The 12767-nt window shown below is 41.3% G+C and carries 11 protein-coding genes; 4 read left to right on the forward strand and 7 right to left on the reverse strand.

Annotated elements, in window-relative coordinates:
* Positions 1–999 (reverse strand): ADP-glyceromanno-heptose 6-epimerase, encoded by a 999-nt coding sequence (gene rfaD / locus ACTHN6_RS03790; protein ID WP_440434385.1) that lies wholly within the window; start codon positions 997–999, stop codon positions 1–3.
* A complete protein-coding gene (purL, locus tag ACTHN6_RS03795; protein ID WP_440434386.1) occupies positions 999–3218 on the reverse strand; it encodes a phosphoribosylformylglycinamidine synthase subunit PurL in 2220 nt (739 codons plus the stop codon). Before purL ends, rfaD begins: the two co-directional genes overlap by 1 nt.
* A gap of 211 nt (positions 3219–3429) precedes the next feature.
* Between purL and ACTHN6_RS03800 the strand changes: the two genes are divergently transcribed.
* Both ACTHN6_RS03800 and ACTHN6_RS03805 read left to right on the forward strand, forming a co-directional pair.
* The gene (locus tag ACTHN6_RS03800; RefSeq protein WP_440434387.1) at positions 3430–3903 is read left to right on the forward strand and encodes an SRPBCC family protein; all 474 of its coding nucleotides are present in this window, start codon (positions 3430–3432) and stop codon (positions 3901–3903) included.
* A gap of 163 nt (positions 3904–4066) precedes the next feature.
* Positions 4067–4339, forward strand: a complete 273-nt coding sequence (locus tag ACTHN6_RS03805) for a hypothetical protein (RefSeq protein ID WP_440434388.1) — start codon at positions 4067–4069, stop codon at positions 4337–4339.
* An 8-nt stretch (positions 4340–4347) separates the two neighbouring features.
* Here ACTHN6_RS03805 and ACTHN6_RS03810 read toward each other — a convergent pair whose 3' ends face one another.
* Positions 4348–5364 carry a WD40/YVTN/BNR-like repeat-containing protein gene (locus tag ACTHN6_RS03810; RefSeq protein WP_440434389.1) on the reverse strand — a complete coding sequence of 339 codons (1017 nt, stop codon included), beginning with the start codon at positions 5362–5364 and terminating at the stop codon, positions 4348–4350.
* A gap of 276 nt (positions 5365–5640) precedes the next feature.
* On the opposite strand from ACTHN6_RS03810, the gene ACTHN6_RS03815 reads away from it, so the two are divergent.
* A complete protein-coding gene (locus ACTHN6_RS03815) occupies positions 5641–7527 on the forward strand; it encodes a DNA topoisomerase IV subunit B (RefSeq protein WP_440434390.1) in 1887 nt (628 codons plus the stop codon).
* A 46-nt stretch (positions 7528–7573) separates the two neighbouring features.
* Here ACTHN6_RS03815 and ACTHN6_RS03820 read toward each other — a convergent pair whose 3' ends face one another.
* From ACTHN6_RS03820 to ACTHN6_RS03830, 3 genes are read right to left on the reverse strand one after another with little or no spacing between them, the layout of a single operon-like run.
* Positions 7574–8674, reverse strand: a complete 1101-nt coding sequence (locus ACTHN6_RS03820) for a mandelate racemase/muconate lactonizing enzyme family protein (RefSeq protein ID WP_440434391.1) — start codon at positions 8672–8674, stop codon at positions 7574–7576.
* A 10-nt stretch (positions 8675–8684) separates the two neighbouring features.
* The gene (locus ACTHN6_RS03825) at positions 8685–9068 is read right to left on the reverse strand and encodes a VOC family protein (RefSeq protein WP_440434392.1); all 384 of its coding nucleotides are present in this window, start codon (positions 9066–9068) and stop codon (positions 8685–8687) included.
* 15 nt (positions 9069–9083) lie between these two features.
* Positions 9084–9686: a GNAT family N-acetyltransferase gene (locus ACTHN6_RS03830; RefSeq protein WP_440434393.1), complete on the reverse strand. Its 603-nt coding sequence runs from the start codon at positions 9684–9686 to the stop codon at positions 9084–9086.
* A 203-nt stretch (positions 9687–9889) separates the two neighbouring features.
* Here ACTHN6_RS03830 and glmS point away from each other — a divergent pair, with 203 nt between their 5' ends.
* Positions 9890–11725, forward strand: coding sequence for a glutamine--fructose-6-phosphate transaminase (isomerizing) (gene glmS / locus ACTHN6_RS03835; protein ID WP_440434394.1), 1836 nt, complete (start codon positions 9890–9892; stop codon positions 11723–11725).
* 21 nt (positions 11726–11746) lie between these two features.
* Here the strand turns inward: glmS and ACTHN6_RS03840 are convergent, their stop codons facing one another.
* Positions 11747–12745: a glycosyltransferase family protein gene (locus ACTHN6_RS03840; RefSeq protein WP_440434395.1), complete on the reverse strand. Its 999-nt coding sequence runs from the start codon at positions 12743–12745 to the stop codon at positions 11747–11749.
* Between the last annotated feature and the right edge of the window lie 22 nt (positions 12746–12767).

Below are 12767 nucleotides of genomic sequence, written 5' to 3' on the forward strand. Positions count from 1 at the left end.
TTATGCAGGTCTTTCAGCAAGGTAATTCTTTATATAATCTTCAATGCCTTCTTCAAGCGAAGTAAATGGTTCATTATAACCTGCATGTTTCAGCTTAACAGTTGTTGCTTCACTGAATCCGCGAAAACCACTGGCAATATCTTCCGGCATTTCAGTGTAAATAATGTTAGGCTCTTTGCCTAAAGCTTTAAACACAAGTATGGCAACGTCTTTAAAACTGCGGGCTTTGCCCGTACCAACATTATAAAGGCCGTTCTTCTCAGGGGGCCATTGTTTTTCTATCATGGCATTATACATCCACCATATAAGTTTGGCCACATCTTTTACATAAATAAAATCACGCAACTGGCCGCCATCTTCAAAGCTTTCGCTGTTGCTTTTAAATAATGTTACAGTATTATTTTCCTGTATTTGTTTAAAGGTTTTTAATACTATGCTGCAACCTTCGCCTTTATGATATTCATTTGGGCCATAAACATTGAAGAGCTTAAGGCCGGCCCAATATGGCGGTGCATTTAACTGCTGAACAGCCCATTTGTCAAAATTGTGTTTGCTGGCAGCATATTCATTCAAGGGTTGAAAATCGCCGATGAGCTTATCATCATCATTAAATCCTAATTCGCCATTGCCATAAGTAGTAGCGGATGATGCATACACCAATGGAATATTATACACCGTTGCATAGTTCCATACATCTTCTGAATATTCCACATTCATTTCCTGCAGCACGGTATTGCTCTTCTCCCTTACGTTAGTCCTGGCGCCCAAATGAATAATGAATTCTATATTGGGTTTATTCTCATCAAGCCATTCCAGCAAAAGCTCGCGGTCAACGAGGTATTTATATTTTTTATCTTTCCAGTTGCGCTCTTTCTGCAGGTCGGTAAACTTATCTACCAGTACAATATTCTCCCTGCCTTGTTCATTAAAAAGCTGAACAACACAACTGCCGATAAAACCGGCAGCACCCGTAATTAATATCAATGGTTGTTTTTCCACTAATTGTTTAATATTTTTTCAATGGCCGTATCATACCTGTTCTTCCAGTTTTTTATATCACCAAAATCTTCGCCATTAATTTTTATGGCTGATGATGTAACCGCGCCCAATACTGCAATATCTATTCCTGCAGAAGCGGCTTTATGTTTCAGCTCCTGTAGTTTTTCTTTTGAACAGCTTACTACAACACGGCTTTGCGCTTCGCCCAGCCAGAAAGCATCCGTTCTTAAACCTTCAGTATCGCCGGCTACATCAAAACCAAGATTACGGTTAAAGCCGCTTTCAAGCAGTGTAACCAGTAAACCGCCTTCGCTTATATCGTGGGCGCTTGTAATAACTTTTTCTTTTATGATGGAACTGATGAATTTCTGTACAGCAAATTCCTCATCAATATCAAAATAAGGTGCCGGCGATAATTCAACGCATTTTATTTTATGCAGGTATTCGCTGCTGCCAATATCATTTTTTTGTGTGCCGATGAGAACGATCACATCGCCATCATTTTTGAAATCAAGCGTCATCTTATCATCAGCATTATCCAGCACACCCACCATGCCAATTGTAGGCGTGGGGTAAACCGGCCCTTCGGGGTTCTGGTTATAGAAACTAACATTACCACCCGTAACCGGAGTATTGAATTTGCGGCAGGCTTCACCCATACCCTGCACGGCTTTTACAAACTGGTAATACACTTCGGGAATATAGGGATTGCCAAAGTTTAAACAATTGGTTACACCAATAGGCTCACCACCGCTGCAAACAATATTGCGGGCTGCTTCTGCCACGGCAATCATAGCGCCTTTATGCGGATCTGATTTTACATAACGGCCATTGCAATCAACGGTAACGGCCAGCGCTTTACCGGTGCCTTTTGCCAAAACAACAGCCGCATCGCTGGGTGCATTGGTGCTGGCGTTGGCTGTGCCTACCATGCTGTCGTACTGCACATAAATCCAGCGTTTACTGGCAATATTGGGCAATTGAATTATTTTTTCTGCAAGAGATTTTAATTCGGTATTGCTTTCAATATCCTTTACATTATTTATGTTGAATTGAGCAACTTCTTTAAGGTAACCGGGTTCTTTATATCCACGTTCATATTGCGGGGCGCCGCCGCCCAGCACTAAATCATATGCAGGAATTTGTGCTTCCAGTTCACCATTTTGATAAAAGCTTAGCAAGCCGTCATCGGTCACCTCGCCAATCTGGCTGCAGGGCAAATCCCACTTATCAAACACTTTCAATACAGCTTCTTCCTTACCTTTTTCAACCACGATCAACATGCGTTCCTGGCTTTCGCTTAACAGCAATTCCCAGGCTTTCATGTTTTGCTGGCGTGTGGGCACTTTATCCAGATCAATGCGCATACCTACTTCGCCCTTGGCGCTCATTTCGCTGCAGGAACAAATAATGCCTGCAGCGCCCATATCCTGCATGCCCACAACGGCGCCGGTATCAATTACTTCCAAACAGGCCTCCAGCAATTTCTTTTCCTGGAAAGGGTCACCCACCTGAACGGCCGGCAGGTCTTCCGTGCTTTCTTCTGTAATATTAGCGGAGGCGAAAGATGCGCCGCCAATACCATCTTTCCCAGTTGCACTTCCCACAAAAAATACAGGGTTGCCCTTGCCCTTAGCCGTGGCGCTTACAGTTTTATTAACCTGCACAATACCAACGCTCATCGCATTTACCAGCGGATTGGTAGCATAACAATCCTCAAAATAGGTTTCGCCGGCCACGGTTGGCACGCCAAAACAGTTGCCGTAATGACCAATACCATGTACTACACCCGCCAGCAGGCGCTGGTTTTTCTTTTCTTTTAAATTGCCGAAACGCAGGCTGTTGAGCGATGCGATGGGCCGGGCGCCCATGGTAAAAATATCCCGCTGAATACCGCCCACACCGGTTGCTGCACCCTGGAACGGCTCAATAGCAGATGGATGATTATGACTTTCTATTTTAAATACCACGCCCCAGCCGTTGCCCAAATCCATGAGGCCGGCATTTTCTTCACCGGCGGCAACGAGCATGCGGCCGCCATCGCGGGGCAGGGTTTTTAGCCATTTAATAGAATTTTTATAGCTGCAATGTTCGCTCCACATAGCGCTGAAGGCACAGAGCTCCGTAAAGTTGGGCGTGCGCCCGAGTTTTTGTTTTATCAGTTCAAATTCTTCGGCTGTAAGACGTAGTTCTTCGGCTGTTTTTGCGGTAATTTCCATTCAGTGTATATGAACGATGAAGTGATTGATTTACGCCGCAAAATTAAACAATTATAAGCTTGCCCGTTTTTCGAATTTGTTTAAAGACGCACAATTTTAAGCGTAGTTTGGGTGCATGAGATGCACAGAAAAATAAAAGTTACGAATTACGCATACATCATCTCTGTGTGTGGCAATTAATGCTTTATTTGCTTTTCTGCAATTTTCTAGTATGCCTGTTATTCATTTACAAACCCGCGTTAATGCGCCCATCGAAATTTGCTTCGATCTTTCCCGCAGCATTGATTTGCATACCATTTCCACAGCGCAAACGAAAGAAAAGGCAATTGCTGGCAGAACAAGCGGCCTGATAGAACTAAATGAAACGGTTACCTGGCAGGCAACTCATTTTGGTATAAAGCAAAAATTGACTTCAAAAATTACGGCTTTTGAAAGACCGTTCCATTTCAGGGATGAGCAGATAAAAGGCGTTTTTAAATACATAAAACACGATCATTATTTTAAGCAGGAAAATGGGTTTGTTATAATGAAAGATGTTTTTGAATTTGGTGCGCCGCTGGGTTTATTAGGCAGGCTGGCCAATAAACTTGTACTTACAAAATATCTTACCCGCTTCCTGGTTGAAAGAAATGATCTTATTAAAGAATATGCGGAAACCGAAAAATGGAAAACTGTTTTAAACTAGCGGATTTATAAAAACCTTTGGTTAAACAATAGCCTGCACACAGCGGCGTTTTAAATTTTGAGTCATCTTTAATGTATGAAACGCCCCGGCAAACGTTTCTTACACAAAGGGAATGTATATTAAGGGCGTTCCATGAGACCACTGGAGAAATAAATAGGAGCGAATGAAACAACCTTCTTTACTCTTTTGCATTGTGATGGATATTATTGGCTATGCCACGTATTCCATTCCCGTATTAGGCGAAATTGGAGATGCATTGTGGGCGCCCGTTTCCGCCATTATTTTTTATATCTCCTTTGGCGGATGGAAAGGCGGCTTTGGTGCCATCTTTAATTTTGTGGAAGAAATATTGCCCGGCACCGATTTTATTCCAAGCTTTACCATAATGTGGCTGGTGCAGCGTGCAGCTAGGAAAAAGATTGCAACCTCCGTGTGATACGTTTCTTAGTTCACCACTTTAGCAATTCTTCCATCTTTACCGGCTAAAAAAACAGCCTTGCCTTTTTTTGCTTTGGCACACGCATGAAAGCCTTCGCTTGAAATAAGCTTCCAGTTTAAGCCGCCATCCATTGAAACGTCAACACCGCTTGTACCGCAGGTAATGAGCACATTAGACGTTAGGAAAGCTACGCAGCTTCTGTAACCATGCGGCGGCATTTGCACCGGCGCATGCAGCAATCGCTGGCCATCTATTGTAAACACATCAATATTGTTTTTAGTAAGTGTATCATTTGCATAATCGCCGCCCACAATAACGATCTTTTTCATGGCGGGATCAACATCAACAGAATTTGCGCCTTCAGAAATCTTGCCATGCACGATATTCAACCCTGCAGGCGAACCATTCACAAATAATCTTGAATCGGTGCCGCCGGTAACGAAATAAATAAAAGGTTGATTTTTGTTGCCCATCATTTTAATATTCGTTCCGCTGGATGCAAAAAAGGCTTCGCCGTTGGCTGCCGTATATTCATTGTCTGTTTCCTTAAGCGGAACCCACTTGTCGCCGTAATCAGTTGTCATGGCAATAAATAATTTATTGTTGATGGGGTCGCCCACAACAACGCCGCTGCCATCTTCTGCAAAATCCATGGCATCTAAAAACATTCCCGGCCGGTCATCGCGAAAAACCTGGGCCCACGATTTGCCGCCATCTTTTGTTTTTAAAATAAGGGCCGGTGTATCCACGGCAATAATTACAGCCGTATTGGCATCAAAAGCTTCTATGTCGCGAAAGTCACGGGTTTCATAATTTTTTACGGTTATCCATTCAAAATTTTTACCGCCGTCTGTGCTTCTTGCCACCTGCCCGTTACTGCCGCTTGCCCATATTACATTATCATCAACAGCGCTTAAGCCGCGTAATGATACCTTTTCTTTTGAGGTTAAAACTTTAATATGCTGTGCGTTACCAACAAAAATGCATGACAGGAAAGCGGCAACCAGTGCGAGGTTCTTCATAAAATATTCTTTGATTGCTGCAAGTTTGCAACCTTCGTACCACTTTAGCAAGCGCAACTTATAAACATACGTGTATTACTATGCGTACAGCGTTTTTTTTGAAAACTTTAAATTGCTTTGGTGCGTGTAATATTATTTTTGCCCGCACTGGGTTTGCTTAATAGTATTCATGCAGTTGCAGGGAGTGATCCGCCGCGGCGGACTGCCACAACGTATCAACTGCTGGTTACATAACAATAAAAATTAGCCAATTGAAAATTGGCATTCGAAAATATTATGGCAGAGATGAATTTTGATTATACGGAAGCGAGTATTCGCAGCCTCGACTGGCGGGAACATATTCGTTTGAGGCCGGGTATGTACATTGGTAAATTGGGTGATGGCTCATCGCCGGATGATGGTATTTATGTGCTGATTAAAGAAGTGATTGATAACTGTATTGATGAGCACACGATGGGTTACGGCAAACATGTCGACATCAATATACAGGGTAAAACCGTTACTATACGGGATTACGGTCGTGGCATTCCTTTGGGTAAAGTGGTGGATGTGGTAAGCAAGATAAATACCGGTGCTAAATATGACAGCAGAGCATTTCAGAAAAGTGTGGGTTTGAATGGCGTGGGCACAAAAGCAGTGAATGCGCTGAGCACTTATTTTAAAGTGGATAGTTTTCGCGAGGGAAAAGTAAAAACAGCAGAGTTTGAAAAAGGTGTTTTAATTAAAGAACATAAAGAAGCAAAAAGCACAGAAGATAACGGCACGCTGATAACCTTTATTCCGGACGAAACGGTGTTTAAGAATTTTCATTTTATACATGAATATTTAGATAACCAGCTTTGGAATTATTGTTATCTGAATGCCGGTCTTGTTATTAATTTAAATGGCAAGCGTTATGTGAGTAAAAATGGTTTGCTCGATTTGTTGCAGCGCAAAACCAATCCCGATGAATTGCGTTATCCCGTTATTCATTTAAAAGGTGAAGATATTGAAGTGGCACTTTCCCATAACAACGATTATGGTGAGGATTTATTTTCATTTGTAAACGGGCAATACACAACGCAGGGTGGCACGCACCAGCAGGCTTTTCGTGAAGCGTATGTAAAAACAATACGTGATTTTTTTAAGAAAGATTATGAAGCGGCGGATATACGGCAGAGTATTGTCGCAGCCATTTCTGTACGTGTGCAGGAACCTGTTTTTGAAAGTCAGACAAAGACCAAACTGGGCTCGCAAACTGTGTATGAAGGCGGCCCGAGCATGAAGAATTTTGTGCAGGACTTTTTATCAAGGGAATTAGATAATTTTTTACACCGGAATTCGCAGATAGCAGATGCTTTAAAGAAACGCATTGAGCAAAGTGAGCGTGAAAGAAAAGAACTGGCTGGCATAAAAAAACTGGCAAATGAAAGAGCTAAAAAAGCCAACCTGCATAATAAAAAATTACGCGATTGCCATGTGCATTTAAATGATGAACCGCCATCAAAAAATAAAGATGCCTTTATAGAACTGCAGAATAATTCAACCATATTTATTACGGAAGGCGACAGTGCCAGCGGTTCTATTACCAAAGCACGCAATGTGGAAACGCAGGCTGTGTTTAGTTTGCGTGGGAAACCGTTGAACAGTTATGGATTAACAAAGAAAATTGTGTATGAAAATGAAGAGTTCAATTTATTGCAGCATGCATTGAATATTGAAGATGGGCTGGAAGGATTGCGTTACAATAATATTGTAATTGCCACCGATGCAGATGTGGATGGCATGCATATACGCTTACTGATAATGACATTCTTTTTGCAGTTCTTTCCCGATCTTGTAAAACGCGGCCATGTGCATATTTTGGAAACACCTTTATTCCGCGTCCGGGATAAAAAAGAAACAATCTATTGTTATGATGAAAGCCAAAAACAGGCGGCCATTAAAAAGATTGGCGGTAAGCCGGAGATAACACGATTTAAAGGCCTGGGCGAAATATCGCCGGAAGAGTTTGAACGTTTTATTGCTGCTGATATGCGCCTGCAGCCGGTGATACTGGAACAGGGCGAACACATTCAGCAGTTACTTGAATATTATATGGGCAAGAACACACAGCAGCGCCAGGAATTTATTATTGATAATTTAAGAGTAGAACTTGATTTGGTGGAGGAACCCGCTGTATAATATGATATATTAAATAAGGGAAGATAAAATCGTCTTCCCTTATTAATTAAACTATTGTGCTTTCCAATCCTTTCAAAAACCCCTCATCCACATCTGCGCTAATGCCAATTCCATCCGGCAGTTCAACACAAAAATTATTATAGGTTACGCCGCCGGTAACCGGATCTGTTTTATGACCAAGCAGGCATGTATCCATGTCATAAAACTTTACATTATCAAGCGCCGTAGCAAAATGTGCAAAGGCTGTTAAGGCCACACGGCTTTCGAGCATGCCACCCATCATGCAGGGAATATTATTAGCTTCACAAACTTCATTGATTTTTATAGCTTCAAGTATGCCGCCGCTTTTAGCAAATTTTATATTCACATAACTGCAGGCATTGGCGGCTATTATTCGTTCGGCATCATAATGATCAAACACACTTTCGTCCGCCATAATTTTTACAGTCGAAAGCTGCACCAGCTTTGGTAATTTATCATCATCATAACGGCGCATGGGCTGTTCACAAAATTCAATATTATAATCTTTGAATGCCGTTAATACTTTTAAAGCATCTTCATAATGCCAGCCCTGGTTAGCATCAATGCGCAGCTTTATATTATTACCAACGGTTTTTGTTATTAAACCAATGGCTTCCATATCATGTGCCGCATTTTTGCCAAGTTTCACCTTTAAAATTTCTACACCCTGCTCCACAAATGCTTCTGCCTGCAATGCCATTTGCTGCGGTGAATTGATACCAACAGTAACATCCGTTTTTAATTCTTTCTTTTTTGTGCCGCCAAGAAATTTATATAAAGGAAGATTGGAATGCTTTGCAGCTATATCATACAACGCCATATCAAAGGCGCTTTTAATGGTGTAATTATATGCCGTGAATGCATGCAGCTCATGCATTCTTGCATTAATGTCAAGTACATCTTTGCCTTTCCATAAATGCGCAAAATCTTTTGCCATTTCAAAGCAGGTGGCTTGTGTTTCACCAACAATCATAGGAAAGGCCGAACACTCACCCACGCCAACTATATTTTCATCGGTATGAATGCGGATAAAGATATTCTGTGCAAAATGCATGGTGCCGGTTGCAATGGTAAAGGGCACCATAGGAATGCTGTACTTATAAATTTCCGTTTTGGTTATCTTCATGAATACTTAATTATGATTCATCTTTTGGTTGCCACAGTTCAATTTTATTGCCTTCGGGATCCATTGTCCAGCCAAAAATTCCATAATCGTAATCTTCTGTTTTGTCGGCCACCCAAATGCCTTTTTCTTTTAATGAGTGCAGCAAAGTGTGCAGATCTTTCACGCGAAAATTAATCATGAACTGGCTTTGCGACGGGCTAAAATATTCGCTGCTTTCTTTAAAAAAAGAGAAAACCGTAGTGCCGGGGTTATCTGGCTTTTCATTTGTCCATGGAAACGCCGCATAATTGCCTTCCATAAAATCAATACCCAGGTTTTCTTTATACCATTTGGCCAGGCCATCAGGATCTTTTGCCTTAATAAATACGCCGCCAATACCGGTTACATTTTCCATAAGTTATTATTAAATTTAAAGTTTCTTTTTTAGCTGCTCTTTTACTGCATCAAACCATTCTTTCCTTAAAATACTTAATACAATCGAATCCCGCCGCACATCACCTTCCATGGTGGGCATATTGCTGCGTAGAATACCATCTACCTTGCAGCCAAGGGATTTCATAGCGGCAATGCTTCGTTCGTTCCTTGCATCGGCGCGAAATTCAACTCTTTCCATGCCCAGTTTTTCAAAAGCAAATTGCAGCAGCAAAAATTTACAATGCTTATTCAAACCTGTGCCATGAAATTTTTTCCCATACCAGGTATAACCAAGCTGTACTGTTTTATAAGGGAAATTTATATCATAAAACCTTGTGCTGCCGGCATATTCATTTGCTTTTTTATCAAAAACAATGAAAGGAAATTCTTTGCCCGCAGCCTTTTCATTAAGTGCAATATTTATATATCTCTTTAAACCATCTTCACCTTCCGGCCTTACCAAAGAATAAAACCAGAGCCCTTTTTCATTCATTGCAAAAGGCAATAAATTCTCGTAATCGTTTTCTTCAAGCGCCCTTAATAAAACACGTTCGTCTTCTAAAATTATGCTAGGAAATTTTTCCGGTGATGATTGCATATTTTCGTGTTGATTATTTTTTTCAAATATAATGCTAAGCACTTGTTTGAATTAATTATATACAGGCAACTATGAACAGCGCGCCTAAGCTTCCATAAAAATATGTAGTACAAGGGAGTGACACAACCGTGCTCAACCGAAGTTCATTAGCTGGTTACATAAGTATTCATCAAATAATTTGCAGGCAAAAAAATTTAATTATTATGTGCGGAATAGTTGGTTACATCGGTTCAAGAGATGCTTATCCTGTGGTGCTGAAAGGCTTGAAACGCCTGGAATACCGTGGTTATGACAGCGCCGGTGTTGCATTAATTGATGGCGGTTTGAAAGTATATAAAAAGCAGGGCCGTGTTGCCGACCTTGAAGAATTGCTGATTGGAAAAGATGTGAGCGGGCATATTGGTATTGGCCATACACGCTGGGCAACGCATGGCGAACCCAGCGACCGCAATGCGCACCCGCATGTGAGCAACAGCGGCAAATTTGCCATGATACATAATGGCATTATTGAAAATTATGCGCAGATAAAAAATGAGTTGCTGAAAAAGGGTTACACATTTAAAAGCGATACCGATACTGAAGTGCTGCTGAATTTTATTGAAGATATTAAAAAGAATAATGAAGGCACGCTGGAAGAAGCGCTGCGCTATGCTTTAAAAAGAATTACCGGCGCTTATTGCGTTTTATTGATTGATAAAGATGACCCTCATACCATTATCGCCGCACGCAAAGGCAGCCCGCTGGTAATCGGCATTGGAAAGAATGAACATTTTCTGGCAAGCGATGCTTCGCCGATTATTGAATACACAAAAGAAGTGGTGTATGTAAATGATTATGAAATTGCCATTGTTCGTGCCGATGAACTGATATTAAAGAACCTGGGCAATGAAAAGCAAACGCCGTTTATAACGAAACTTGACATGGAACTGGCCGCTATTGAAAAAGGCGGCTACGACCATTTTATGCTGAAGGAGATTTTTGAACAACCGCAAACTATTTATGATTGCCTGCGCGGACGCCTTGATGCAGACAAGGGAACGATAACCATGAGTGGCATTCAGCAATATGCTGAGCAAATAATGAATGCTTCGCGCATTATTATGATAGCCTGCGGCACGAGCTGGCATGCAGGTTTAGTGGCCGAATATATTTTTGAAGAGCTTTGCCGCATACCGGTGGAAGTGGAATATGCATCGGAATTTAGATACCGCAATCCTGTGATAAATAAAGGCGATGTTATTATTGCTATTTCACAAAGTGGTGAAACAGCCGATACATTGGTGGCAATTGAAAAGGCCAAAGAGCAGGGCGCTATTATTTTAGGCGTACTAAATGTTGTGGGTTCATCCATTGCCCGCGTTTCTCATGCAGGCGCTTATACACATGCCGGCCCTGAAATTGGTGTGGCCAGCACTAAAGCATTCACAGCGCAATTGGCGGTATTAACAATGATTGCATTAAAAATCGCGCATCAAAAACAAACGATTGATGAAGAACGTTATCGTGTGTTATGCAAGGGATTAATGGCCATTCCTGATAAAGTGGCAACCGTGCTGGAACAGAATGAGAACATTAAAACACTTGCCGGAAAATATAAAGATGCCCAGGACTTTTTATACCTCGGCCGCGGTTATAATTTTCCGGTTGCACTGGAAGGCGCATTAAAGCTGAAAGAGATTTCTTATATACATGCTGAAGGTTATCCTGCGGCTGAAATGAAACATGGGCCGATAGCGCTGGTGGATGAAACTTTACCTGTTGTTTTTGTGGCGACAAAAGATGCATATCACCAAAAAATTGTGAGCAATATGCAGGAAATAAAAGCGCGGAAAGGAAAGGTTATTTCCATTATAACAGAAGGCGACACCGTTTCACCAACACTATCTGATGATTTTATTATGATACCGGAAGCGGATGAAATTGTTGCGCCCATGCTGAGCGTAATTCCTTTGCAATTGCTGGCCTATTATATTGGTGTTGCCAAAGGTTATGATGTGGATAAGCCAAGGAATTTGGCGAAGAGTGTAACGGTGGAATAGAAGTACATGCATTTATAGGATTTAATGGATTAATCTCTTTGCCTGCTGCATTACAAATGCTACTATATCTTCCGTTGAATGTGTAAGCTGCAATTGTTTTGGCTTATGCTGCTGCAACCAGTTTATGATTGTTTCAACAAAGTTTTCATCAATACTTTCAATAACAGGTACATTAAAATCTTTTAAAGCGGCAGCATTGCATTTTTGTTCGTACTGGCCTTTAATGGGAATGCATAAAAGCTTTTTGCCGAGGTAAAGAATCTCTGCAGGCGTTTCAAAGCCGGCGCCGGTAATTACACCGAAGCAATTAATTATACTTTTATTGAACGCATTATTATTAACCGGCTGTATGATTATATTTTCTTGGATTGACAGTGATTTTGCAGTTTTGGAAAAAAGGTGAAACGGCACGTCTTTCAACTGCCTGAAATAACTTACCAGCAGGTCATCATTGTATTGCGGAAGATAAACTGTGATATGATTTTTATTATCCGGTTCTGCTTTTAAAATAACATCTTTAATAACCGGGTTAAAAATAAAATGGTCGTATTGTTTAAAATGCAAACCGGTATAAACAGTTGACGGTGCATAGTATTTCAATATCCATTCGCCTGCTATATTTTTTATTGCAGGCCTCGGCACTTTTGCCGATTGAAAGCTTGCCTGGTGGCCAAAGCCTATGCAGGAAACTTTTTTAAGCCGGCAGCTTAATGCCGCAATGCTTTCAAAATCTACCAGCACACAATCATAGTTTTCAACAGGCAGGTCTTTCGCTTCTTTCCACACGCGTCTCGCACTAAATTCTTTCATCATCCTTATATAATCGAGGCCGCCGCCCTGAGTATAATAAAGGCTCACCCCTTTGCTTTTATAACGCACGGGCAAACCGGTTTGCAGGCTGCTGTTGTTGCCGCTTAAAAAAATATCTACCGTTCCGTATTGTTGTAAATAAGGCAATAATTCTATGGCCCTTGCTATGTGCCCGTTGCCTGTGGCCTGAACCGCATAAAAAATTTTCACTTAGAAGTGGTTTGAGTTAATA

Source organism: Parafilimonas sp. (assembly GCF_051953455.1).
Lineage (GTDB): Bacteria > Bacteroidota > Bacteroidia > Chitinophagales > Chitinophagaceae > Parafilimonas.